The sequence below is a fragment of the Dendronalium sp. ChiSLP03b genome (assembly GCF_034531165.2).
In the GTDB taxonomy this organism is placed as follows: domain Bacteria; phylum Cyanobacteriota; class Cyanobacteriia; order Cyanobacteriales; family Nostocaceae; genus Dendronalium; species Dendronalium minutum.
The window spans coordinates 79368-105461 of record NZ_JAVRBR020000061.1; the positions used below are offsets into that span (position 1 = coordinate 79368).

General features: G+C 41.3%; 22 protein-coding genes and 1 pseudogene. 11 read left to right on the forward strand and 12 right to left on the reverse strand.

Going from position 1 to position 26094, the window contains the following annotated elements; translation table 11 throughout:
- Positions 1 to 304 precede the first annotated feature (304 nt).
- From RMY31_RS15660 to RMY31_RS15670, 3 genes are all read left to right on the forward strand, one after another.
- Positions 305 to 445 (forward strand): hypothetical protein, encoded by a 141-nt coding sequence (locus RMY31_RS15660; protein WP_017652995.1) that lies wholly within the window; start codon positions 305 to 307, stop codon positions 443 to 445.
- A gap of 221 nt (positions 446 to 666) precedes the next feature.
- The gene (locus RMY31_RS15665) at positions 667 to 3564 is read left to right on the forward strand and encodes a glycerol-3-phosphate acyltransferase (protein ID WP_322659058.1); all 2898 of its coding nucleotides are present in this window, start codon (positions 667 to 669) and stop codon (positions 3562 to 3564) included.
- A 34-nt stretch (positions 3565 to 3598) separates the two neighbouring features.
- Positions 3599 to 3940, forward strand: coding sequence for a cupin domain-containing protein (locus tag RMY31_RS15670; protein WP_322659043.1), 342 nt, complete (start codon positions 3599 to 3601; stop codon positions 3938 to 3940).
- Between the two features lie 76 nt (positions 3941 to 4016).
- Here RMY31_RS15670 and rimJ read toward each other — a convergent pair whose 3' ends face one another.
- Complete coding sequence (rimJ, locus tag RMY31_RS15675) at positions 4017 to 4595, reverse strand: ribosomal protein S5-alanine N-acetyltransferase (RefSeq protein WP_322659044.1); 579 nt, start codon at positions 4593 to 4595, stop codon at positions 4017 to 4019.
- 29 nt (positions 4596 to 4624) lie between these two features.
- Positions 4625 to 5347 carry a pentapeptide repeat-containing protein gene (locus RMY31_RS15680; RefSeq protein WP_322659045.1) on the reverse strand — a complete coding sequence of 241 codons (723 nt, stop codon included), beginning with the start codon at positions 5345 to 5347 and terminating at the stop codon, positions 4625 to 4627.
- Positions 5348 to 5709: 362 nt separating this feature from the next.
- On the opposite strand from RMY31_RS15680, the gene bioB reads away from it, so the two are divergent.
- Both bioB and RMY31_RS15690 read left to right on the forward strand, forming a co-directional pair.
- Positions 5710 to 6720 carry a biotin synthase BioB gene (bioB, locus tag RMY31_RS15685; protein ID WP_409877984.1) on the forward strand — a complete coding sequence of 337 codons (1011 nt, stop codon included), beginning with the start codon at positions 5710 to 5712 and terminating at the stop codon, positions 6718 to 6720.
- 329 nt (positions 6721 to 7049) lie between these two features.
- A complete protein-coding gene (locus RMY31_RS15690) occupies positions 7050 to 7901 on the forward strand; it encodes a Uma2 family endonuclease (protein ID WP_322659047.1) in 852 nt (283 codons plus the stop codon).
- Between the two features lie 4 nt (positions 7902 to 7905).
- On the opposite strand, the gene RMY31_RS15695 is transcribed toward RMY31_RS15690, so the two are convergent.
- Positions 7906 to 9093, reverse strand: a complete 1188-nt coding sequence (locus RMY31_RS15695) for an MFS transporter (protein ID WP_322659048.1) — start codon at positions 9091 to 9093, stop codon at positions 7906 to 7908.
- A 1565-nt stretch (positions 9094 to 10658) separates the two neighbouring features.
- On the opposite strand from RMY31_RS15695, the gene RMY31_RS15700 reads away from it, so the two are divergent.
- Entirely contained in the window at positions 10659 to 11024 is a 366-nt protein-coding gene (locus tag RMY31_RS15700; protein ID WP_322659049.1) for a Mo-dependent nitrogenase C-terminal domain-containing protein, read from the forward strand.
- A 70-nt stretch (positions 11025 to 11094) separates the two neighbouring features.
- Positions 11095 to 11319 (forward strand): annotated as a pseudogene (locus tag RMY31_RS15705) (cupin domain-containing protein).
- Between the two features lie 338 nt (positions 11320 to 11657).
- On the opposite strand, the gene RMY31_RS15710 reads toward RMY31_RS15705, so the two are convergent.
- Positions 11658 to 12215 carry a hypothetical protein gene (locus RMY31_RS15710; RefSeq protein ID WP_322659050.1) on the reverse strand — a complete coding sequence of 186 codons (558 nt, stop codon included), beginning with the start codon at positions 12213 to 12215 and terminating at the stop codon, positions 11658 to 11660.
- A 125-nt stretch (positions 12216 to 12340) separates the two neighbouring features.
- Between RMY31_RS15710 and RMY31_RS15715 the strand changes: the two genes are divergently transcribed.
- Positions 12341 to 13087: a creatininase family protein gene (locus RMY31_RS15715; protein WP_322659051.1), complete on the forward strand. Its 747-nt coding sequence runs from the start codon at positions 12341 to 12343 to the stop codon at positions 13085 to 13087.
- Between the two features lie 73 nt (positions 13088 to 13160).
- The gene (locus tag RMY31_RS15720) at positions 13161 to 13841 is read left to right on the forward strand and encodes a Uma2 family endonuclease (protein ID WP_322659052.1); all 681 of its coding nucleotides are present in this window, start codon (positions 13161 to 13163) and stop codon (positions 13839 to 13841) included.
- Positions 13842 to 13875: 34 nt separating this feature from the next.
- Here RMY31_RS15720 and RMY31_RS15725 read toward each other — a convergent pair whose 3' ends face one another.
- Positions 13876 to 15267 carry a malic enzyme-like NAD(P)-binding protein gene (locus tag RMY31_RS15725; RefSeq protein ID WP_322659053.1) on the reverse strand — a complete coding sequence of 464 codons (1392 nt, stop codon included), beginning with the start codon at positions 15265 to 15267 and terminating at the stop codon, positions 13876 to 13878.
- Positions 15268 to 15609: 342 nt separating this feature from the next.
- On the opposite strand from RMY31_RS15725, the gene RMY31_RS15730 reads away from it, so the two are divergent.
- Positions 15610 to 17031 (forward strand): protein kinase domain-containing protein, encoded by a 1422-nt coding sequence (locus RMY31_RS15730; RefSeq protein ID WP_409877985.1) that lies wholly within the window; start codon positions 15610 to 15612, stop codon positions 17029 to 17031.
- Between the two features lie 76 nt (positions 17032 to 17107).
- Here RMY31_RS15730 and RMY31_RS15735 read toward each other — a convergent pair whose 3' ends face one another.
- From RMY31_RS15735 to psbA, 4 genes are all read right to left on the reverse strand, one after another.
- Positions 17108 to 19768, reverse strand: a complete 2661-nt coding sequence (locus RMY31_RS15735; protein ID WP_409877986.1) for a tetratricopeptide repeat protein — start codon at positions 19766 to 19768, stop codon at positions 17108 to 17110.
- On the reverse strand, positions 19765 to 20592 hold the full coding sequence (locus tag RMY31_RS15740; protein ID WP_409877987.1) for a serine protease: 828 nt from the start codon (positions 20590 to 20592) through the stop codon (positions 19765 to 19767). Before RMY31_RS15740 ends, RMY31_RS15735 begins: the two co-directional genes overlap by 4 nt.
- A 22-nt stretch (positions 20593 to 20614) precedes the next feature.
- A complete protein-coding gene (locus RMY31_RS15745; RefSeq protein ID WP_409877988.1) occupies positions 20615 to 21202 on the reverse strand; it encodes a COP23 domain-containing protein in 588 nt (195 codons plus the stop codon).
- 243 nt (positions 21203 to 21445) lie between these two features.
- Complete coding sequence (psbA, locus tag RMY31_RS15750) at positions 21446 to 22528, reverse strand: photosystem II q(b) protein (protein ID WP_322665220.1); 1083 nt, start codon at positions 22526 to 22528, stop codon at positions 21446 to 21448.
- 859 nt (positions 22529 to 23387) lie between these two features.
- Here psbA and RMY31_RS15755 point away from each other — a divergent pair.
- A complete protein-coding gene (locus RMY31_RS15755; RefSeq protein ID WP_322665216.1) occupies positions 23388 to 23834 on the forward strand; it encodes an EamA family transporter in 447 nt (148 codons plus the stop codon).
- Between the two features lie 242 nt (positions 23835 to 24076).
- Here the strand turns inward: RMY31_RS15755 and RMY31_RS15760 are convergent, their stop codons facing one another.
- The 3 genes from RMY31_RS15760 to RMY31_RS15770 all read right to left on the reverse strand — a co-directional run bounded on the left by RMY31_RS15760 (position 24077) and on the right by RMY31_RS15770 (position 25873).
- Positions 24077 to 24427 carry a hypothetical protein gene (locus RMY31_RS15760; RefSeq protein ID WP_322665210.1) on the reverse strand — a complete coding sequence of 117 codons (351 nt, stop codon included), beginning with the start codon at positions 24425 to 24427 and terminating at the stop codon, positions 24077 to 24079.
- Positions 24428 to 24677: 250 nt separating this feature from the next.
- Positions 24678 to 25418 (reverse strand): dienelactone hydrolase family protein, encoded by a 741-nt coding sequence (locus RMY31_RS15765; RefSeq protein ID WP_322665208.1) that lies wholly within the window; start codon positions 25416 to 25418, stop codon positions 24678 to 24680.
- Positions 25419 to 25714: 296 nt separating this feature from the next.
- A complete protein-coding gene (locus RMY31_RS15770; protein ID WP_322665206.1) occupies positions 25715 to 25873 on the reverse strand; it encodes a hypothetical protein in 159 nt (52 codons plus the stop codon).
- Between the last annotated feature and the right edge of the window lie 221 nt (positions 25874 to 26094).

A 26094-nucleotide genomic window follows, 5' to 3' on the forward strand; every position in this document is an offset into this window, starting at 1 on the left:
CGGACTCATCCCCAATCCCCAGCCCGCAGCAATCTTACTAGCAAATAGATATTCGCAATTCCGTGAATATACGGTAATATATCAAGCCTTAGCTAGCCGATTAACTATTAATGAACATAACTGAGGATAGGTTGCACACTTGTATAAAGATAGCTACTATATCTGGGGTAATAAGTAAATTTAGCCTTGGACTGGTTGCAAAGCTTAAACAAAATATTATGAGCAACTTTGCTCGATATGCAAATAGAAGGACTACAATCAAAACGGACAAATTAGCCCTGAAGCAAAGGAGGATTACAAAATTATGTCCGACTTAAATCGAGGCATTATGAAATTCAAGGGTGCAGATTCCCCAAAAGCAGTCACAATCTCTACTGTATTACTGTTGGGGTCGATTGCTGCCCTGATTATTTGGGCGCTGCAAGCTGCCTATGCGCTAAACTAAAACCATTAGTAGTCCCAGAAGGACACTGGCAAAAACGGTTTCCGTCTTTTGCAATTGTCCTTCTAGCAACTAATAAAAGAAAGCGCCCAAACAACCATCAAAAAATTTCAGAAAACTTTTACAATTAGAGATTTGAGATTTTAGGTGGAAGATGAATCTAAAATCACGCCACTTGCTATAACTCTCTTAAGCAGAGCAACGCAGTGGATCTTAAATCTACAATGATTGAACTTTGGGGTGCCTTAGTTATTTTAATTGCCTGCCCCCTCTTGGGTGCGTTACCAGCGATCGCTTGGATTACCTACGCCCTAAAAGGGAAGCAGTTGGCAAAAGTTGGGACTAAAAATATCAGTGTCTCAGCCGCTTTTTACCACGGTGGAATACTGGTAGGAATATTGGCAGTTTTGTCCGAAGCTTTGAAAGGAATTGCGGTAGTCTTACTGACCCGTATCTTTTTCAAAGAGGGATCGCCTTGGGAAATAGTTGCCCTTATTGCCCTGGTATTAGGTAGATACTGGATAGGCAGAGGGGCAGGCACGACAAACGTCGCTTGGGGATTTCTCGTACACGATCCACTAGTGGCAGGATTTGTCAGTTTTTTTGCACTAATCGGCTTTACAGTTCTGCAATCCAGACGACTGGTAAAGTATGGAGTATTATTCTTATTTCCTTTATGTGTGATTATCCTGCACGCTGACGATTTTCCTAGAATTATTGCTGCTGTTATCCTCGCTGGCTTGCTGGGGTGGATTTATACGCGCATTCCTGATGACCTGAATCTATCAGCCCAAGAAGTAGAACCAGAATCCCAAACCGCGTTTGAATATTTGCGCGGCAATGGCGAGATTCTGACTCTCGATGAAGAGTTGGATGCTGCTGTCGTCGGACAAAAAGCAGCTACCTTATCTCAAATTAAGCGATGGGGTTATTCAGTACCCAAGGGGTGGGTACTTAGCCCAATTGACGATCCCCAAGACTTAATCGACATTCTCCAGCCCTCAGATTTATCGCCTCTAGTGGTGCGTTCCTCCGCCATTGGGGAAGATTCAGAACAGGCTTCCGCTGCTGGGCAGTATGAAACAGTTATTAACGTCATTAGCAAACAGCAATTGCAAGAAGCGATCGCTTCTGTTCGCGCTTCTTACAATCGTCCCACTGCTGTGCAATATCGACGCGATCGCAGTTTACCAGATGCCGCAATGGCAGTGTTGGTACAACAACAAGTCCAGAGTGTTTATTCGGGAGTAGTTTTCAGCCGCGATCCCATCACTCAACAAGGCGATGCCATCGTCATTGAAGCCCTTCCAGGTAGCCCAACGCAAGTTGTTTCTGGAAAAGTTACACCCGAACAATATCGCGCTTTTGTCGTCGAATCAGAAAATATCTCGTCCGTCCACTTAGAAGGCACAGGGCAAGTACCACAAGCATTAATCAAACAGGTAGCATACTTAACCCGCCGCCTAGAAAAACGTTATCATGGCATTCCCCAAGATATTGAATGGAGTTACGACGGTCAAACTCTTTGGGTATTGCAATCTAGACCGATTACGACCCTGTTACCCATCTGGACGCGTAAAATTGCTGCGGAAGTGATTCCTGGCGTGGTTCACCCATTAACTTGGTCGATTAATCGTCCCTTAACTTGTGGAGTTTGGGGAGATATTTTTAGTGTAGTTTTGGGCGATCGCGCTTTTGGATTAGATTTTACAGAAACTGCCACACTGCATTATTCCAGAGCATATTTTAGTGCATCTCTGCTAGGAGAAATTTTCCTCCGTATGGGATTACCGCCGGAAAGTCTGGAGTTTTTAACCAGAGGCGCTAAAATGAGCAAACCACCTCTGCGGACGACTTTAGAGAATCTACCGGGACTAATAAAGCTGCTAAAGCAGGAATTAAATCTAGAAAAGGACTTTAAGCAGGATTACAGCAAACTATTTATTCCTGGGTTGTCGCAATTAGCTCATGAAGCGATAAACGAACAAGAACCAGCCCAACTATTAGAAAAAATAGACTTTACTCTAGAATTGCTGCATCGTGGGACTTACTACAGTATTTTAGCTCCCTTGAGTGCAGCATTAAGACAAGCAATTTTTCGTACAAAAGATAGTAAAATTGATAACAGTGTTACCCCAGAGGTAGCAGCATTGCGATCGCTGAGTGCTTTAGCCGCAGATGCCAAGCAGGTATTACCTGATTATCAACCGGATAAAGTATTTGAGCAGTTGGCGCAAACAAAAGAAGGAGAGAAGATTTTATACGAGTTTCACGAACTGCTTGAGGACTACGGTTATTTAAGTGATGTCGGCACTAATATTGCCGTTCCCACCTGGAAGGAAGACCCCCAACCGATTAAACAGTTGTTTGTAGAGTTGATTCAGGGACAACAACAGACAGAGGGTATAGATCCGGTGAATCGCGCCTTATCGGGAAGGCGCAAACGCGGCTTTGTGCAACGACGTGTAGACATTAAAGGACGAGTCACCGAAGTTTATTCTCGGCTATTAGCGGAACTACGTTGGAGATTTGTCGCTTTAGAAAAGATTTGGTTAAAAGCCGGCTTACTTAAGGAAGTAGGAGATATCTTTTTTCTAGAGTTGGATGAAGTACGGCGTTTAGTTGCAGATCCTGAGTCCGAGTTCAGCCAGCAATTGAATCAGATAGTACAATCGAGGCGATCGCAATTCGTCCAAGATAGTCAATTTACTCAAATTCCTGTTTTAGTCTACGGCAATACACCACCTCACCCCCTAGCCCCCTCTAAGATCTACTCTGACCAAATATTACAGGGTATTCCTGCCAGTCACGGACAAGCCGAAGGACGGGTAAAGGTGGTACGAAATTTACAAGACTTGCCAGAAATAGACAAAGAAACAATTTTGGTAGTACCTTACACCGATTCTGGCTGGGCACCTTTACTAGTAAGGGCTGGAGGATTTATTGCTGAGGCTGGAGGAAGGCTTTCTCATGGTGCGATCGTTGCTCGTGAATATGGAATTCCCGCAGTCATGGATGTAAAAGGTGCTACATGGATCCTGCAAGATGGTCAACGAGTACGGATTGATGGGTCTAGGGGTATTGTGGAACTATCTTATGACTTGAGACCAGAATTATACTAATTCGTAATTCGTAATTTGCCCGGTTCCCAGTCATATGATTACCACTTCTTTGAACGACTTGCCAGAAGATTCAGTTTCCCACAATCCTGAAATTAAGAAAAAGGTAATGTTACGCTTCGGTGATTTACCTCACCTGACTAACTTTTCCCAAGCACGTTTTGCGCCTGGACAAACCGCGTCAGCCCATGCACATCACGATATGTGTGAGGTATTCTTCGTGCAAGCTGGTGAAGGATTAATTCGCATTGACAGCCAAGAATATCCTCTGCTTCCAGGGAATTGTGTGGCCATAGAACCGGGAGAAGTTCATGAAGTAATTAATAGTGGCTCGACTGAACTTGTTCTGATTTACTTTGGTTTACAAATAAATAGATAAATCAGCATAAAGTACTTCCAAATAAAAAATATTCCATTGTAATTGTTGACTTTTGAGTATTGACTGGTAACTATCATCAGCCATCAGTCATTTGGTGCCAATGTGGATTGATGAGACTCGTAAGAATATGATCTTGCCATTGTCCATCAATCATTAAGTAGTCTCTAGCATATCCTTCAACAACAAAACCGAGTCTTTTAAGTACATTACCACTGCGCTGATTGTGTGGCATGTAATTTGCCATGATGCGATGAAAGTTTAATTCTTGAAATGCATATTCAGTAGCCGCTTTCAGCGCTTCTGTCATATACCCTTTACCTTGCTTGGCTTCCGCGAGGCTATATCCTACATAGCAAAAGTGAGCAGATCCTCTGATAAAATTATTAAAGTTGATCGTCCCAATAATTTCTTTAGGATTTCTTTTAAAGAAAATAAACAGTTTTAAAGATTGGTCATGGATAAATTCTAAAAAACTATTTTCGAGATTATATTGCCAGTACTCTTCTGTAAAGAAATTCTCAACCCAACGCGGGTAGAATGGTGTAAGATATGCTTTGTTATCATTAAAATATTTGAGTATTTGGGGTATATCCTCTTGAATCCCGATTCTTAATAACAGGCGATCGCTTGTAATTAATGGCAATTCTGATTTCATAAAATCGTTGGTTCAATTAATTAGTTGTATTAACATTTTTTCGAGCTTTTCACTTTTCGCATACCTGCTGCCTGGGGCTGAAAATTTTTGTCAAAAATAGTAAAGTTGTTATAGCAGGAATTATTAAAAATAGCATCTGTGAAATTTGCACCAAGTAAGTCTGAACTTCGTAAATCTACACGACTGAGATTTGTACCTTGCAAATTAGCAAATCTTAAATTCATACCTTGTAAGTTAGCACCTGTGAGATTTGCTCCTAAAAGCAGCGATGGCTGCTTGTTCGATGTCATCCGGAGTAAATTTGCGTCTTGCAAAAACATGATGATGTAACGTTTGCATTCTGGATCTAGTTCTTGTAAAACCGCCTGAGTCATTGCTCGAAAAATAGCTGATTTATTTTGGACTTTTTTCGGATTATCTTCTAAAATTACCTTTGTCATTGTCTTGAGGTAATCAGAGAGGATAGCTTGACGATAATAATCAGCTGTGATTTCGATATTGCCTGAAAATTGTGATAATTGATATATTGGCTGTTTGAATCCGTTGGGAATATTTCCCAATACCAATAGAAAAAAGATGATTGCAGCAGCAATTAGAACCCCGATTATCGAGGCGATCGCGTCCTGAGAAATTTGGTGTGAAATAATTGACTTGAAGATTTCTATAGTTCTAATGAAGTAGCTACTCAGAGTAGTAAATTTTGTGGCAGAAACAGTAGGCAACTTAACAACTTCGTGACGCTGTGTATCCATTGTTTTAGCAAAATTTCGGTTAAAATGTGACGCAGTTTACAGAAATTTGATGAGTATCGCCCACATTTTATAAATTTTACAGCAGTTATTCTTGTTGGATCGGCATACTGCAATTAAAAGGTTCAGCTTTATTAATATGGTTATCGTGCCAGAATTAGATGAGTATTTTTACAGTCAATCTGCCACACAACCAAAATCTTGATAAGCTGATTTCTAACTACAGTGCTGGGATTTAGAGTCAATCAGTAGTAAAACGCTATGTGCGGTACAACTTCTACGAGATGCTTTATCCAAACGCTGTATTTCAGCAGGTACAACAAGAAAACAGCTCTTGATAAATCTAGTCTACAAGAAGGATAGTGATGGTGGGAATACGCTACGATTGGCAAAAAGCAGAGATCCGGGCGATATACGATACGCCATTACTAGAGCTTATTTATCAAGCTGCTAGTATTCATCGCCAGTATCAAGACTCAACCAAAATACAAGTCTGTAAACTCATCTCTATTAAAACAGGAGGATGTCCAGAAGATTGTAGCTACTGTGCCCAATCTTCCCGCTATAAAACAGAGGTGAAACCCCAAGCACTTCTAGAAAAGGAAACAGTAGTCAGTATCGCCCAAACAGCTAAACAGCAGGGTGTGAGTCGCGTCTGTATGGGTGCTGCTTGGCGTGAAGTGCGCGATAATTCCCAATTCGAGACAGTCTTGGAAATGGTCAGAGAAGTGACCGACATGGGTTTAGAAGTATGCTGCACTTTGGGGATGCTCACAACAGACCAGGCAAAGCGATTAGAAGACGCTGGACTGTACGCTTATAACCATAACTTGGATACTTCCCAAGAATATTACAGCACAATTATTACCACTAGGACTTACAGCGATCGCCTGCACACAATTGATAATGTGCGGCAGACAAATGTCACTGTATGTTCCGGCGGTATCCTTGGTTTAGGTGAAACTGTTGATGACCGCGTAGGAATGTTACACACTCTAGCCAACCTACATCCGCATCCAGAATCTGTCCCCATCAATATTCTCTCGCAAGTACCAGGTACACCTTTGGAAAATCAGCCCGATGTCCCCATTTGGAATGTGGTGAGGATGATTGCCACAGCACGTATTTTAATGCCCACTTCCGACGTGCGTCTTAGTGCCGGCAGAGCTAGACTTTCGCAAGTTGAACAAGCTTTGTGCTTTATGGCAGGGGCAAATTCCATCTTTTCTAGCGACGACAAGAAGATGTTAACAGTCACCACTCCTTGTCCAGATTACGATGCTGACCGAGAAATGCTGAATTTGCTTGGCTTAGAAATGCGTCCCCCTTCCCAAAGACCTCAAAAGGTGGCAAGTCCCACTGGTACAACAAGGTAAAAGTAAAAAGAAAGAACTCTTATACTGCAAGCTTTTTACTTATTTCAAATGGTAGCTTTATTTCCACCGTGATGTACTAGTGGCGTGTCAAGGCTAAAGTAGTGCAATAGAAAAATTCGATTATGTGTCTAAACTTCAATTTTTCAGAGATTTTTAATGCAACATTTTAGCCTTGCCATGCCACTAGTGTGGGATAAGAAGGATGGGGAGTTGGGGGAGCCTGACAGGTATAGGTTTTTTACAATTACGAGGAGTTAAAGTCTCGCGATTACCAGAACTACATCGGCTAATCTAAAAGCATAGAAGCTCAAATGAGGGAGAACCATGCCATGTCATCTGATGCAATAAAAGAGACAATCTCCCAGAATGTAGAACAGTGGGATTGGGAAAATCCCCCCATGCCTCCCACTGACTTGATTTTTGATGATGGAGAACCTTTGGAGAGTAATCGCCATCGCATTGCCATGAATGTTTTGATTCGGTCGTTGCAACAAGCTTGGGGCGATTCGCCTAACAGCGATAGCTTTGCTTCACGCAACGATTTTTTTACAGGTGGTAACATGTTCGTTTACTACAATAGCGCCCAAGCTCGTAATCGGGATTTTCGCGGCCCAGATTTCTTTGTGGTACTAGATGTTGACGGTACTATTCCTAGACAAGGTTGGGTGGTGTGGGATGAAGGTGGTCGTTATCCAGATGTCATTGTAGAACTGATGTCGCCTTCGACTGCTGAAGTGGACACGACAACTAAAAAAGATATTTACGAGCGTGTTTTTAAAACACGGAATTACTTTGTGTTCGATCCCTTTAATCCCGCTTCTCTGCAAGGATGGCGATTAGATGATAACCTACGTTATCAACTCATAGCACCAGATGAGCGTGGTTGGCTTTGGTGTCAGACTTTGGGCTTTTGGTTGGGAACTTGGGAAGGAACGATAGACCGAGAAACAGCAGTGTGGCTGCGATTTTACGATGATTCAGGAAATTTGATTTTGTTACCAGAGGAAGCAGCCCAAGCTAAAGCTGAGGAAGAGCGCCAGCAGGCTGAACAAGAAAAGCAAAGGGCTGAACAAGAAAGGCAAAGGGCTGAACAAGAAAGGCAAAAGGCTGAACAAGAAAAGCAAAGAGCCGATCGCTTGGCTGAACAATTACGTACACTGGGTATTAATCCAGAAGTTTGACAGATTAAGCAACTGTAATTTTCTTAGTCATAAAAATACACACAGCCACTACTAAAAAAGCGACTTCAGCTAACAAAAATGCCCATACTGGTGCGATCCCGATTAATTTCATTAGTAGAGAAACGATCGCAGTTCCGCCAGCGCTTCCACCAAAATATAATCCAGTACCTAAGCCTGCTCGATTGGCAGGAATTTTACCCAATACTAAAGAAATCATACTGATAAAAACTAAGCTAAAACTGACACCGAAAGCAAGTATTAATCCTATTGCGATCGCGTTGTTGTCATTCAACAATGTTAGCCCCATTAAGCCTGTCATTGCGCCCAAACCAAGCAACATAGATTTATTAGCGCCTAATTCTGTCGTCCATTCTCCCAAAGGAACTGAAGCGATCGCTGACACTATAAGTATCTCAGAAGCAATAAATTCTACTTTGAGTCCGGGTAGTTGAGTTTGTAATTCTTGCGGAAATATTGATAGTAATAAATTAATTTCCAAGCCTGTAGCTAAACCAATTACAAAAATCAGAATTAGTAACACTCTAGGAATGGTGATAGCACTTTGATTTAGAGTAGCGGGATAGATGAAGTGTTTGGGAGTAAATAAGCGCAAAATATATACTCCGAGAACTAAGACGATCGCTCCCACAAGAAAAGTAATTGATGCACCCATACTGTAGAGTCGGGCATTCCACATTAACCCAATAGCCCCTACTAATCCAAATACTAATACAAGGATGGCATTGGCTTGAGGCAATTCAGTTATAGGTGCGAACTGTGCTAAAAGTGCGATCGCCGGGCCGCGAAACATAATTATTGCGATCGTCCAAGCAGTCATCAGCACTGGTAAAATCCAACGTATACCTAATGGCGGACTGTGTTCTATTAACAGCGAAACAGTGACAAAAATTAAACCCGCTAGCACCACCCCAACACTAATCATTGGCAAGCGACTGCCTAAGCGCTGCTGAATGCGATCGCTAAGTCCACCAATTAAAGGTTCTATAACTGCTGCAAGTAAGCCCTGCACTATTCCTAGCCAACTTGCCAGTTGAACAAATTCTAGTTCTCGTAAAATTTTGGGTTGATAAAACCCGTATGCCATCCAACTGAAAACGATTGCTGCCAGTAAAGCGGCTAATCCCCAAACTTGTCGCCATAAAATCTCAGGGCGGGTATTGAAATTAACCATGATCCTGCCTTACTCTCCTTGATAGGTCGTGCGATTGTATAACAAATCCTCTTAGAAAAATGGCATTAAAAATTGCATAATTTTGAGCTTGTTATCAAGGTATTTTGTACCAAATAAAACAAATCAATACAGATAACATTATTAGAGCAGTATTGAAATTATCATTAATAGGTTTGCAAAATACGTATTGTTAAACAGACAATAGAGATATTGATGATTTCAATAATACCTGTAGCTTTTACTAGTTTATACTATAGTAAAATTCACGTTGTTTCAATAACAACAAAATATCAAGTATACTCAATACCTAAAGCACTAAAATTTTTGAAGTCTTAATTGAATTAATCACTTTAATTTGTAGCGAATTTATAATCTGGTCAAATTAATATTGCAACATTAGGCATCGATTATACTATTTTCATAGTTAGTAATACACCATCCAGAAGAGCGAAATTTCCTACAATCAATGTTAATTTCAAAAACAGTAGGCTATGTGCAAAGCCTTCAGAAAAATACATAAGTAATAATTATCAATTATTTAATATATCTATCTGATTGCTAATATTTCTCGATTAATCTTTATGAAAGATTAATGTTGAGCAGAGCATAGCATCCTCAGAAATTTTTATGCATAGACTTCTGTACCTTGCGGAGAAGATATGTCTACAGGATGATTTTGAAAGTTTTTCTACTTATGTCAATAGTTGACTTTAGTTCATTTTGAACCATATGGAAAGGCTGTAGCCATATATTATTTATGTCTAATTACTTAGCTGTCTAAACAACTGCTGTGTGAGCTATTCCTGTTGTGATATTTCATTACTAATACTTGTGATTAACTTCTAATTTTAGTTTGAGCTTTTCTCATGGTTATTCGGTATTTGTTGCATTTATAAGACTATTTGCTCCATCTTAGAGTAAAATGCCATTTCCTAGTTTTGAAGGGTTATCAGTATCACTATATTAGTTTGTACTTATCAAACAGTTATGTACTAATTATTAAATAATATTCACTATAAAAAATGTAATATATAACATATATTTTATAATCAATGCCCTAAGATTGATTGCTTCTAGGAGCTAATCTCATGGAGGTCTATATGGAATAATACCAAATTGGAATAAGTATTATTTTTTAAAAATCCTCTAATTGCCTGTTAGTAAAGGCTTTTAATCCAAAATCTAAATCTAAACTCACAAATTGCGATAAGAGCAACACGTGCTTTCGCCAGAAAATACACAATTTGAAGTACTGGGTAGTTTTGCAACCAAATATTTATATGTCATATAGGGGATCGCTATCGCGAATATTAGTAATTAATAAGTTAAAGAAATACCACTTTTATATTTTCTTTGTTATTTTGTATTTAACGGGACAGTTCTTCAGCATCTGCCGAGTTTAAATAACAATTAGTTCAACTACATTACCCGCAAATTCTATGCCAGTTATTCACGGTGTGCCTGCCCTAATTCTATTCACTGCAAGCAGACAAATTGTTGGGCTAGATTGCTCGGTAATCTTCCAAATTGACGAGTAGTTTATCAAGACAAGGAAAACTTCACTTATGACTAAGCTCAAGACAAATAATCAGAAGATTATTATGCCTGCTTTTATTAAGTTGATGGACGTAACCCATCAAGCAGGTAGTCAACACCAATTAAGTCAACCTAAATTGGATTTACTACAACCATTGCGTAAATGGCTTGACGAACTAGAAGTTCAGAATCGTAAATTAGCTTACTTTCTTGCCAAACTGATTCCTGCTCAATGTCCCTTTGAGCGTGATTTGATGTTGTTTGGTCGCAAAATTGCTCATATTCCTCCCATGTGTAAGCTCAATCCACTTTACGATCAATTAGTGGGCTTGCGTTTTCGTGCATTGTGTTATTTGGTAGATCAATGCGGAGAAGATATTCAGTCTTACTGCTAAGCGCAAATAGAGAAAGCACAGCATGGAAATTAAAATTGAGCATAAAGCCAGTCAACAACGTCTCAACTAACTGGGTGTGTTCAAATGGGCAATTTGGCAAAAATAAGTCTCCAAATTTTCCTGAAATAATGTTACTCAAGAAATTAGTTACTTTTTGGCAGGTGATGTAATCGTTACGCCCAATAGCGGACAACCAGTGCAAATGGGTAAAGGAGATTTAGTAACTTTTCCTGCTGGCATGTCTTGTATATGGGAAATTACAAGTGACGTGAAAAAGTATTATCATTTTGATTAGTCAAGAGTTAAGAATCAAGAATTACTCTTCTTACAGCAGAATTCAGAGGAAGTAGTGCCGTGAGGCAGTAACGGGTACGCAGGGGTTTCCCCAAGTGGAGTAACTGCCGTTAGCGCAGCGTTAGCGACGCAGGAGCATAACCCGTTCGCTCTTGGCGTTCCCGCAGGGTAGGATTTTGGGGTTTCCCCAAGCGGAATAACTGCGGTTCAAAAGTCAGAAGTCAGAATTAAAACAGACTTTCTACCTGGCTAGCAGACCTAGTTTGTATACTTTACTAAATTGAAATCAGCTGTAAACCCTTATATTCTTGGTTCTCTAAAACATAAACTTATTAGACCTTAATTGGAATCTCGATTATAGGGGGGGTCGCAGCGAGCATCATAGGATAAAGTGGCAGAATCGGTAAATTGCTTATATCCATATCTGTCAAAACTTGTTGCGACACCATCTCCAAGACAATATTCATAAAAATAGACAGTCTCATTGCCTCCAAATTTGGCAGAAAGTTCTTGCCAGATTAGGGGCTGGTATCCAAAAATATAGTTATAGAATTTTGTAGCTTCAACTTGACCGTAATTTTGATCCCCAGAATATCGCTCGAAATCTGCGTTGAAATTTAGGCTAATGTGTTTGGCTTGATTGTTTACAAAGGTAATGGAAAAATTGCTTTTAGGAAACTGGGGAAATAGTCGCCGGAAGCTTTTGGGATTATACGTATAGATAAAGCGATCGCTCTTGGTTTTCGTAACATAACGACCAAAATAGCGTTCGATTGTTTGTGGGGTTTGATTCAAAACATAGCGTCCCGCCCAAGCAGCAGGAACGAAAATAGTACTAACGAGCAAAAATCCTATAGTTAACCCGCTAAAATTTTGGCAGAGATGACGGGATTTCATAGAGATTACCTCCTCTTGAAAGAAAGGCAGTTCATAATCGTGTTAGTGGGGATTAATTACAAAAGATGCTGCCCAGCAAAAAAAGTTGCTTCCCACCGCAATTATGTTGAGGAAATCGATCAAAAATGTTACTGCATTTGAGTACTTGGCAGGAAGTCGAAGCTTATCTACAGCAGTCTAGAGGTATTATTCTCCCGATTGGTTCCACAGAGCAACACGGGCCAACGGGATTAATTGGCACTGATGCTATTTGTGCAGAAGCGATCGCTCGTGGTGTAGGCGAAGCAACTGGGGCGATCGTCGGCCCTACAATCAATGTGGGCATGGCACTGCACCATACCGCCTTTCCTGGCACAATTAGTTTGCGTCCCAGCACTATGATTCAACTGGTGCGAGATTATGTAACTTGTTTAGCCAAAGCTGGTTTTAGCAAGTTCTACTTTATTAACGGACACGGCGGTAACATCGCCACCCTCAAAGCTGCTTTCTCTGAAACTTACGCCCATTTAGAAGATTTGCAGATTGCCAATGCCCAACGAGTGCAATGTCAAGTTGCTAACTGGTTTATGTGCAGTTCTGTATATCAGCTTGCTAAAGAATTATATGGGGATCGAGAAGGCTCTCACGCAACCCCAAGTGAAGTAGCTGTCACCCAGTACGTTTATCCCGAAGCAATTAAGCAAGCACCCCTCTCACCAGAAGTTGCATCTGGACACAAGATTTATAGTGCTGCTGACTTTCGAGTACGTTACCCAGATGGACGTATGGGATCGAATCCCGCTTTAGCAACTCCAGAACACGGTAAGCAGTTTTATGATTTGGCAGTGAAAGAACTCAGTAATGGCTATTTAGAATTTTTAAACGCAGAATAACGATCGCGCCAAGATGCAAAAGTATTTAGTGTCTTGGCGTGAGATATAAAAATATAAATCAAAGCGGTTATATATGGTTATCCACAACGAAGAATCAGTTAAATTACCACCTTTAGAAAATGGCGATCGCTTAACCCGCGATGAATTTGAGAAGCGTTATCATGCAATGTTAAATGTCAAAAAAGCTGAATTAATTGAGGGAGTCGTCTACGTGGCATCACCGTTACGCTTTGAAAGTCATGCTGAACCACATAGCTTTGTTATTACTTGGTTGGGTGTCTACTGTGCCGCAACATCAGGAGTTAGGTTAGGTGATAATGCCACTGTTCGCTTGGATTTGGATAACGAACCTCAGCCAGACGCTCTTTTGCGAATAGACTTCGGTCAATCAAGAATCAGCAATGATGATTATATAGAAGGTGCCCCAGAATTAGTCGTAGAAATAGCAGCTAGTAGCGCTGCATACGATTTGCACAACAAACTCAAAGTATATCGTCGCAATGGTGTGCAGGAATATCTTATTTGGACAACTTACGAAAACCAATTTACTTGGTTTCGATTGAGGGGACAAGAGTATCTCTGCTTAGAACCGGATGCAGATGGTGTAATTAAAAGCGAAGTTTTTCCCGGTTTATGGTTAGCAACAAACGCCTTATTAGAAGGAAATTTAGCAAAAGTTTTAGCTGTATTACAAGAAGGACTCAATACGTCAGAACATACTGATTTTATTCATCAACTATCACAGCCAAGATAATTAGGACGGGCAAGATGCCCATCCCACAAATTGATTAACTCTGAGCGATACCTTCCTCACGGGCTGCGCGTTGCACAGCAGCAGCAACGGCAGTCACAACCCGCTCATCAAAGACTGAAGGAATAATATGCTCGCGATCTAAATCTGAAGGCTTAACTAAAGATGCGATCGCACTAGCAGCTTCCAAATACATTGTGGTGGTAATCGTCTGTGCCCGACAATCTAAAGCACCACGGAATACCCCAGGAAAAGCTAAGACGTTATTAATTTGATTTGGGTAATCGCTGCGACCAGTAGCGATTACGGCTACATTTTTATCAACTAATTCTGGCTGAATTTCTGGAATGGGATTTGCCATGGCAAACACTATTGGGTCTTTGGCCATTGCTTGCACCATTTCTGGTGTTAAAACCCCAGGTGCGCTGACACCGATAAACACATCTGCTCCTTGCATCGCACCCGCCAGAGTACCTTGAGCTTTCACCGCAAACTCCCGCTTTTCTTCTGTCAGGTCGGTGCGACTGTTAGAGAGAATGCCTTTAGAGTCGCACATCCAAATTTTTTCTGCTCCAGCTTTGCGGAGTAAGCGCGCGATCGCCACCCCAGCCGCCCCAGCACCATTAATCACGATGTGGATTTCCGCGATTGGCTTATGCACCAGTTTCAGGGCATTAAATAACGCTGCTAAGGTGACAATGGCGGTACCATGCTGATCGTCGTGAAAAACGGGGATATCTAATTCCTGCCGTAATCTCCGTTCAATTTCAAAGCAGCGGGGAGCAGCAATATCTTCTAAATTTACACCTCCAAACACTGGAGCTAAATTCTTGACTGTGCGAACAATCTCGTCTGTATCTTGGGTGGCTAGACAAATGGGAAAAGCATCCAGCCCAGCAAATTCCTTGAATAGCATTGCTTTGCCTTCCATTACAGGTAAAGCAGCAGCCGGGCCGAGATTTCCCAACCCTAAAACAGCGCTGCCATCTGTAACAATCGCAACAGTATTTTGTTTAATGGTTAAATTGTAAACTTCGTCTGGGTCTTGAGCGATCGCCGTACAAATCCGTCCGACCCCTGGCGTGTAAGCCATTGCTAAATCGGCAACACTTCTTAAAGGAATTCTACTGGCAATACTGATTTTACCGCCGCGATGTAAATTAAAAGTGCGATCGTAGACACTCAGTAACTTAATGTGTGGTAATGCTTTGATGGCTTGCACAATGGTTTCAGCATGTTCAGTGCTAGCAGCATCAACAGTAATATCGCGGGTAGACTCTTTGCGGGTTTGCTCGATTAAATCAATTTGACCGAGATTACCACCAGTAGTTGCGATCGCCTGCGTAACTGAAGCCAACATACCTACACGATTGGGAATCTGCAAGCGTAGTGTCAAACTAAAACTAGAATTAGGAGTTAGGTCTGCCATGTTGATTGAGGATTTTAAGTTTTAGATTTTATATTGAATTGCTTGGTAAAAATCTAGACGAAAGCTAAAATCTACATTTTACTAATATAAAGAAGTAACAATTTAGTAACTGTACTGAGAAGCACAAGACAAGATATTTCTGATACCATTTTGGATTTTGGATTTTGGCTCTTTTCCATGTCCCCCCGTCTCCGTGTCCCCGTGTCCCCGCATCTCTACCTCCCCAAACTGCACCCCTAAAATGACTGAAGCTTCTGGTTTTAGTTTCTATGTTAAATTCTGTGAGAAAATCAGTATCAATCATGCAATGAGTGATACGCGATCAGAGCCTAGGTGAATTGAATGCTAGGAACAACGCTCCGAGGGCGCTACAAAATCGTCAGAAAATTGGGACAAGGAGGCTTTGGAGAGACTTATCTAGCTGAAGATATGGATCTACCTCGCAATCCTCATTGCGTTGTGAAGCGGTTCAAGCCACTATTGACCGAACCGCAAGCTTTGCAACAAGCAATGCGGTTATTCGACACAGAAGCGGATGTTCTTTACAGATTAGGTACCCACGAGCAAATACCGCGACTCTTAGCTCACTTTGAAGAAAATCAAGAATTTTATTTAGTTCAAGAATATGTACAGGGTGACGACCTAAGCACAGAACTCAAACTTAATCAACAATGGAGTCAAGAAAAAGTAATTGCTTTTTTGCAGGACGTATTAAAAATATTAGAGTTTGTCCATCAGCAAAATGTTATTCACCGCGATATCAAACCTGCCAATTTAATTAGACGTGCTGCTGATGGCAAACTTTTTTTAATTGACTTTGGGGCAGTAAAAGAAATCAGCACCTTAATGGCTAATAATCAGGGAATAACAGTGGCCGTTGGCACTCCTGGTTATATGCCTAGCGAACAATATAACGGACAGCCACAACTGTGCAGCGATATTTACGCTGTGGGAGTCATTGGAATTCAAGCATTGACTGGTATTTCCCCTCTCAAACTACCAAAAGATCCGAAAACATTAGAATTTATTTGGCGTAACCAAGTCCAAGTCAGTCCTCAACTGGCAGACATTTTAGATCGGATGGTAAGATACCATTTCGCTCAACGTTACCAGTCAGCACTTGCAGTTTTACAAACACTGACAAATTTAACTATAAATAATAGCCAGCGGTCAATAACTAAAAAAACCGCTTTAACTTTGACGGTGTTAGCTATCATCTTTTCTTTAACAATGCTGGTAATTCCAAAATTACAACAAATATTTAGTTTTACTTCACAAGAGCCATCAGGTGTCACAAATTTCTTGATTTACGAAAATCTTACTTATGGGATTAAAATCAAATATCCTCAAACTTGGTCAATCAAAGAAATAGGACAATATAACACAACTACAACAGATGTAGCTAAATTTTTGTCCCCTCAAAAAAATGCAGATAAGCCTTATCAAAGCGACCTGACTGTAGAAATTGAAGATTTGAAACAACCTATTTCATTGGATGAATATACTAGTTCAAGAGTTAATGAAATAACGCAATTTCTGGCGGACGCGAAAATTGATAGATCGCGTTTGACTCAACTAGCAAATCGCCCAGCACATGAAGTAGTTTATTCGGGAAAAGAAGACAAATATACTATAAAACGGAAAGCAGTTTGGACTTTAAGCAACAATAAAGCCTACATAATTACTTATACAGCGGAAGAAACTCAATTTAATGATTTATTAAAAACTGCTGAACAAATGATTGATTCATTAGAAATTCACTAATTTGCCCAAAGGGCACAGAAAGTAGGGGGAGAATTCCTAACTCTTGTAGAGACGCGATTAATCGCGTCTCTACTATTTAACGACGAGATGGTAAGGCTCGAATTTGGGGATTCTGTAGGAGCTTTTGCGCGTCTGCTATTATACGATCGCCCCAAAGATTTTTCTTGAGAAACTCTATATTCGCAAATCTGTTGTCCAAACGCAGAGCTGCTTGTGCCAATTCTAGAGCTTGTTTGCGATCGCCTTTAGCATATAATGCTGTTGCCAAAGCTAATTGAGGTTCTGCGGATTTGCTGTCAATTTCAATAGCAGCCTGAAACTGACGGATGGCTCCTTCAATATCTTGGAGTTCGTATTTAATTAACCCAAGGTTGTTAACAGCTGCTAATAATTTAGCATCCTGGACAGTTGCTTTTTCATAAGCAGCAAGTGCCCCCTGATAGTCTCCCTGGAGTTGGTAGCTCAAACCCCGTGCAAAATAAGCAACAGCATTATTCTGATCGATCCGTGCTGCTTGGTTGAAGTCCGAGAGCGCGGCCTTACTTTTTCCCTGACGCTGGTAGACTAGACCCCGTAAGGCATAGGCTACAGCACTTTTGGGATTCAGGCGCAGTACTCGATCGTAATCCGCGATCGCTCGCCGATAGTCTCCGCGATCGGAGTAAATATTTGCTCGGTTTAAATAGACATCAGCAACGCTGGCGCTACCCCATTCACTATTAGCTTCAATTGCTCGACTATAGGAAGTAATCGCCTCTTCATTCCGTCCTAACTCGCGTAAAACGTCACCTCGAAAAGCCAAAGCTAGGGAATGTTTGGAATTAAAGCGAGTGGCTTGGTTTAAATCGTCCAATGCTCTTTGTTTGTCTCCTTGCTGATAGCGCCCAGCCGCCCTCCTAGTGTAGGCACTAGCATCTTGAGGATTTCGTGCAATTGCCTCGTTGGCAGCAACGATAATTGTCTGAGGATCTGCTTGGTTTGATGTGGTAGCTGGTTGTGAAGTCGATGGAATATCTTGGAGTTGTCTGAGAGCTTTCAGGATAGTTTGGGACTCTGCTGTTTGTCCTTGCTTCTGGTACAAATCTGCGGCTTTTTGCAAATCTGCGATCGCTCCTTGCTTGTCTTCCAATCCAGCGCGGGCAATAGCACGGTTTTTATAGATTTCAGCAGCTTTGGGATCGCTAATCAATATCCGGTTTAGCTTCAGGTCAAAGTCACTTCTACCTTGGCGTTTAATTCGCAAGGTGATTGTAGTACCCTCCTCACCGCGAATCAGCTTAGAGGCATCTGCCACTTTCATCTTGAGAGTGGGTTTACCATCAATTGCTAAAAGGCGATCGCCAACTTTCACCCCGCCTTGCGAGGCCGGAGAGTTGTCGTTAACCTGTGTAATTGTTAGCCCTTGATTTTGTTCGTCATTGAGCCGAATTCCAATGCCGGAGAACTCTAAAAAACTCAGTGCCTGATTATAATCAGCGAACGCTTGTTTATAGTCTTTCAGTGCCCTATGGGCATCACCCCGTAAACCGTAGGGTTCATGTCGGTTGGGAAATCGCTGTATTAATTGGTCGAAGTCGGCGATCGCTTGTTTATAATCTTCTAAAGCAAAGTTGGCGCTACCCCGGACAGCGTAACCAAGGGCAGAGTTAGGAGAGTTGGTATCGTTAAGACTAATGGCTTTGTTGCCATCGGCAAGCGCACCTTGGTAGTCTTTGAGTTGAGCGCGGACAAAACCTCGGTAGGCATATGCAATTGCATTTTTCGGACTAAGGCGAATTACCTGTTCAAAATTTTTCAGAGCTGCTGGGTAATCTTTGAGTTCATTGTAGGCTGCACCCCGTCGGAAGTGAGCATCAGGATTGTTGGGACTAATTTGTAGGGCTTGGTTGTAATCTGCGATCGCTCCTTTATAATCTCCTTTATCAGCTTTAGCTCCTCCCAAGCTGATGAAGTCTTCAGCAGTTCGTTGTCGTGTAGCCGTTACTTTTTCTCTAGGATTGGATTGTCCGGCTGTAGCTATATTGGGTCTAACACCTGGTTGTAGTGGGGTAGTTGGGGAACTCGCGGTTACTGGTTGTAAATTATTTCTGGCTGCCAAAAAGGTGTTAATTGGAATTCCCAACCTTAAAACAGTTCCTGTTTTCTCTTCTGGTTGTGTAGCTCGTCCATTAATTCCTACCAAACGCCCATTCTCATCTAACACCGGGCCGCCACTCATCCCAGGAATTGCCTCGTTATTATAGACCAAGGCATAGCCTTCATCTGGATTTTTCAGCCGACTGCGAATGCTGCCATCAGTAAATTGATAGCTGCGTTCATCAATGCCTGGTAAACGGTCAGCCCAACCCACCACATAAACCGTCATACCTTCTCTAATTTGATCGGAGTTGCCTAAATTAGCGATCGGGTAACTTTTATTACTGTTGAATTGCAACACCGCCAAATCTAATCCCGGCAATTCTTTGCTGTAGTAAACCGGATACTTACCGCCATCTTGGGTGTGAATCTCATATCTTCCGTCTTTGGACACTACATGTCGATTGGTGAGGACGAAGTAAGTTTCACCTTTGCGTTCAAAAATTACTCCAGAACCAATACCGTCTCCATCAATACGAACGGTAACTGTTTGAGCAATGTTGTTGACCTCTACCGGAGTTAAGGATAAGGCAACTTGAGGTTTCAGCAACACTACAGCTGCACCAACAAGTATTACCGGAAGACTACGAGCAAAATTCATTGCCTCACCTCTGCCTGAATATTTGTATCAGAATAATTATTGGTAAATGATGGCGATGCCATCTGCATAAATTCTTCAATGGGAATACCCCAGCTATACTGGCTCATCTGTTTCCGCAAGCGTGGTTCGGGCTGTGTTCCATCTTGATATACATATGGTTCACCCCAAAGAGGTTCAGCGTGCCTGCCGTTGATAGCCACGACCTGACCAGCACGGTTCAGCAATGGCCCTCCACTCATGCCTTTGACAATATCATTGGTATAGCCAATCCGATAGCCCCCCTCTAAGGCTTTGTTTAGCACGAGAGAAACCTGACCTCTGCGGAAAACAAACCCCGTATCTTGGATGCCTTGGCTGTCAAAGGGAAACCCAGCAGCAAAAACTTCATTCCCCACACTCAAAGTTGATGCATGACCAACAGATGCGACTGTATAGTTAATCTTGGGACTGCGAAACTGTAATACAGCTAGATCGTTACCCTTGAAATAGGAAGAAATAGAGCGATCGCTCTTTTTGGACAAATTAGCTGCATAGATTAGGCCATCAGGAGTTTGAATCTGATAAGGTGGGTTACCCGACCTGAGTACGTGGGCATTGGTCAGCACCTGATAAACTGACCCTTTTCTGTGAATCAGAATCCCCGATCCCAAAAAGTCTTTTGATAGTACTTTGACTGCGATCGACTCAGCTAGCTGTTGCACTTGCTTGGCGGAGTGTTGGGTTAAACTTTGTGCATCTAAAACCCTAACATTTGGTTTTGAGCCTAGCGGTGAAATAGATAAACTGCCAATACAGGCAATCAGCATCATTAAACGCCAATCCATGTTCGTTCAGATTGCGATTTACTCAACATTCCCAAGCTGGTTTTCCTGCTGGACAGGATTCGCCTGTCCCTGAATTTTCTACCTGAGAGATGAACTTGGCTACATCCAGGTAAGCTGAGTCTTTGTAGTAGGAGAACAATTCTTTACTATCGCCACCGCTCAGGTTAATTGGTCTGCCGCCACCCGAACCTTGGCGATCTAGTAACCTTTGTAGTGTCAGTGGGGCATTAGTACCGACTTTCAAGGTGACTAGGACTCCGTTGGGCAGACAAGAACCACCCTTGTAACTGGCAACACACAATACAGGTTGATTGCTGAGTTTTCCTGCTCTGAGGAAATTTAGCGTCCCATTGTCGTAGAAACGTTGAAATCTGGCAGATATTTCTTCACAGCGCTGTTGGGGAGTCCAAGGTGGAGGAAAAGCATTATCAACCCAGCGAATTACTGGGATGTTTCCTCTAGAAGTCCGAACTAGTGTTGCTGGAACACCGCTACTCATCCCACAGTAAAACTTACTACTCTGCGTATAGCCAGGTTGAACTAGAGTGGCCGTCGAGCCAAGTGCGATCGCAATAGTACTCAGTATGCGAGTAAAGGAACCGAGTTTCATAGTAATCTTTACGCTTCCTGAAGTTTTTAAGATATATGGCGTAATTAAAAATATTCTTGAGTATAGAGGATATCTCATGCCAAAAGAGCATAAATTTAAGTAAATATAACATCAGTAATTCTTGAGTACCTGTTAACTAAAACCCTGCTCATCATGACAAACAAAGGCAATTTAGTATTTAGACATACTAAAAAACGCCCCCTGTTTCCAGAGAGCGGTTTTGATTTTGCTAATATTTCAGTATTAGCCATGAATTGCAGGTACGCTCATTGCTACAGGGATTGCCTTACCAGCAGCCAAATCTAGGGGGAAGTTGTGAGCATTGCGCTCGTGCATCACTTCTATACCCAAGTTGGCGCGGTTCAGTACATCTGCCCAGGTATTAATTACACGACCTTCAGAGTCAAGTATTGATTGGTTGAAGTTGAACCCGTTGAGGTTGAACGCCATTGTACTGATGCCCAATGCTGTCAACCAGATACCCACCACAGGCCAAGCTGCTAAGAAAAAGTGTAAAGAACGCGAGTTGTTAAAGCTAGCATATTGCCAGATTAACCGCCCAAAGTAACCGTGAGCCGCGACGATGCTATAGGTCTCTTGTTCTTGACCAAACTTGTATCCATAGTTTTGAGATTCGCTTTCAGTCGTCTCTCTTACTAGAGAAGAAGTCACCAAAGAACCATGCATAGCACAGAACAACGCACCACCGAACACCGCAGCCACACCGAATTGATGGAATGGGTGCATGAGGATATTATGCTCGGCTTGGAATACGAACATGAAGTTAAAAGTGCCACTAATGCCTAAAGGCATTCCGTCAGAAAAGCTACCTTGACCAATTGGGTAAATTAAGAAAACCGAGGTTGCTGCAGCTACAGGAGCAGAGTAAGCAACACAAATCCAGGGACGCATCCCCAGACGATAGCTTAACTCCCATTGCCGACCCAGCCAGCAGAAAATACCAATCAGAAAGTGCAAGATAATGAGCTGATAAGGACCGCCGTTGTAGAGCCATTCATCCATTGATGCAGCTTCCCAAAGCGGGTAGAAGTGCAAACCAATAGCGTTGGATGTCGGTACAACAGCACCAGTAATGATGTTGTTCCCATATAATAAAGAACCCGAAACTGGCTCCCGAATGCCGTCAATATCGACGGGAGGCGCAGCAATAAAGGCAATAATGAAACAGATGGTAGCGGTCAACAGGGTAGGAATCATGATTACACCGAACCAGCCGACATAAAGTCGATTTTCAGTGCTGGTAATCCATTGACAGAACCGATCCCACAGGTTGCCGCTTTCGCTTCTTCCTAAAGTTGTGGTCATGGCTTTGTTGGTTATAAAGTGTGGACAACAAAGTTTCTCAAATCTTAGGACTTGAGATTTTGCTACTTGCAAATAGTTTTGAAAAATACCTTCTCCCTAATTGCCGGAAATCTGCTGAATTACCTCACACCGAAAACGTTATTAACCAAATTCCCCAGAGAGAATGTGTGAAAAAAGGGGGAAACTTTTTCCGGCTCTTAATATCACGTTCTACATTAACTATTTGTATTTTTCAATATATTTATTTTAAGTTTTGCTAAGTTAAATGTTGAGTAAACTCAGCGCGTTATTTTGAATTCAACCTTTGTTGCAAGACTGCTAAAACTTTCGTCATCTCCCCTGTAATTAGTGAGATTATAGCTAACCATAAACCGGGATATAATTTACTCTTAATCACACCATTTGCATCTGCCATTAGTGGTAAATATTTCCTGTTTTGCCCATAAATCTAGTCGAGTTTGTTTTTCAAAACCTGCCAGACGATATACTCTTGTACCCTATTGCGACAGCGGGTGCGTTTCTTGCTCTGGGTAAATTGAAAACGTAGACAAATATCACATTAGTGTTTAGGAAAGCGGACAACACTCTCTTCGGTAAATGGTAAACTGACCCATACCGACACACTCAAAAGTCTAAAATTACTGAGTAGCTTACCATTTCTCTCAATAAAAGAAGCTATGTTTAAGAATAAAACTGTTAGCCTTAAGTCTATCATTAAGAAGTTTTGAAGATATTAATAAAATAAAACACCTCAAGTATTTTTAACTATTAATAAAAGTTAGTATTTGAGCTAGTAAATATTTAATACTTATATTTTTTGTAAAATCAACATAGAACTATAATGAAGTATTGATGTGATATGTTCAATGAAAAAATGCAAACTAACATAGAAGTTTGGTGGATATATGCATTACTGTCATCGATTTTTGCAGCTTTGACAACTATCTTTGCTAAAATTGGTGTTGAAAATGTTAACTCCAATTTAGCAACAGCTATACGGACTATTGTAATTTTAGTAATTGCTTGGGGAATTGTATTTTTTCAAGGTAATGCAGTCAATATTTTAACAATTCCTAGTAAAACTATGATTTTCCTATTATTGTCTGGTGTAGCTACTGGCTTATCGTGGATTTTTTATTTCAAAGCTTTGCAAGCAGGCAAAGCCTTACTTGTTGCACCTATTGATAAATCCAGTTTGGTATTAGTTCTATTATTTTCGGTCATTTTTCTCGGAGAATCCTTAAACTGGAAAATTATTTTAGGAACTTGCTTAGTAATTATCGGTACTTTAGTGTTAATAATTTGATAAATAATCAAGTCAACGTTGCTTACAAGCAAATAAGTAGATCGGCGCAAATAAATATAATATGTTCTGTCATTGCGAGGAACGAAGCAATCCCCAGTCTTTGCGATTGCTACTCTGCGAGAAGGCTCTGCCTACGTCGTTCCTCATCTCTACGAGACGCTACGCGAACGCAATCACATCTTACATTTAATTATGTCTACCTACTTACTTGCTGCTCTTCAAAGTCCCTCGCTTATCCATCTTTAATATAGGTACAGCCTTAATTGACCTAAATCAATAAATGATTCTCGTGTTTGAGAATTTGGAAAGGGTGTGACTTCAAACTGCACTACTCCGATTGCTTCAACGATTTGATGATTGTATTTTTCTACCTCATCTGGCGATCGCAACGATTGTTTGTTCCAAGATGGGAAAATGTTTACCTTGGTGTCATCCTCAAGCACAATTTGCGACCTTGTATAAAGTCCTTGAAAACCTGGAATTCCAGTAAGTTGTGGGTCGGGTTTCCAGGTTGTTGATGTGTAACGTCCAATGAGTTTGACCCGTTGATCGTTGAGGCGAATTAAATCAGCGCGTTTTTTGACTATTTCCAATTTGTTTGCGGGAGTTTCTGGATTACTGAATTAGGGTACTTTGCTTTGGGTAGGTTTAACTTCTGCAAATACACTAAACTTGAAGCAACAGCAATCCAGTGCAATGTCATTTTTTCCTCCATTTTTGACACAAGTATATTTGACAATCCTCATCAATTGGCATTTTACTGTTAGCCTCTTGTACTGAAAGCTACCATATTCAGGAGGATCGATAGTCTTGAGGGAATCGATTGTTGGAAGCCAAACTTCTTCAATTTGCAAACATGTGTTCTAAGAAACCTACTATTTCAACCCAGGCAGAGGTAGTGGCAGCAGAATCGTAGCGATAACCGTCATCGCGCATGAAGGTATGCTCTGCTTCATACAACAGAACTTTGTGAGGTACGCTAGCATCCTCCAGAGCTTGAATTATGGTTTGTCGGTCATACTCTGGAATGTGAGGGTCGAGTGTACCAAACACCATTAACATCTCGCCTTTGATTTCACTAACCCGATGGATTGTATTGGCTATCCCTTGCCCAAGTTTGCCACTGGGAATGCCTGTCGGATAGCAGCAAACGGAAGCCTTAATTTCGCTGTTGAATGCTGCACGAAAAGCTAGATGTCCACCAATACAAAAGCCCAGAGTGCCTATTTTACCCGGACAGACGCCACTTTCTGCTTTGAGAAATTCAATTACAGCACGGCAATCAGCATCATAATCTGCGATCGCTGTTCGACGAGCATCATCATTACCTCGCATCCGACCGAGATCGTCTGGTTCAATAGCTAGACCAATTGGCTCAAGGCGATGAAAAATTTCTGGCGCTGCTACTACATAGCCATGTCCTGCTAGGTAGTTAGCTAAACGAATTATGGGATCGCCTAACTGATAAATATCACTATAGAACACAATACCTGGGTAAAGTACTGCGGTTTTAGGAGATGCTACATAAACGCGCATCAAACTGTCATCTACTCTCAACTCGACATTGCGCTTGGTGACTTGCACTGTTTTATCTCCGTGTCATGCCTGCTATTATCAGCTTCTAAACAAGTGAGCTAGAGCCTTTGAACATTTGATAGCCCTGGCTAAAAGGACGTATCTTTTTATTATTTCCCTTTCTTACAGAACTCAAGAGTAACCTGAGAACAATTCAATGAGTTCATACAGCAAAAAAGTGAAATTTTTGAGGCTGCTAGATGTTAGGTTTTTCAAACCACCATTTCAAGGAATTAGCTGATGGTATACGCCTATCTCCTGTCAGGTGTGAGGATACAGTCTTAACTCCATTGACTGAGATAATGTTATTTGCTAACTCTTCTGCCATCATACCAGTAGTCAATATGTTCTTCTAATTCGTACTTGTAAAGAGTAAGTTCCATCTTGCCATCTTGTAACAATGCTTTACGTAGTAAATTTGCTATTTCTATTGCTTTAACAGTTTTTTCCTTGCTATTACTCACTTATTTGCCTCGCCTATCTTTATCGAATTGTAGAACGTATCAACGTCATGCGATACCTACAGCAACCCTAAGAAAGAACGCAGTGATGATTTTGCTACTTTTTAAGATTGTTACATCCCACTGGAGCAATATTGCGCTACAGTCCGTAAAAACGCATATTCAAGATGTATCTAGTAAAGTTACTAATTAAGAATTTCTATTTAATCGCCTCAAAACCCGAA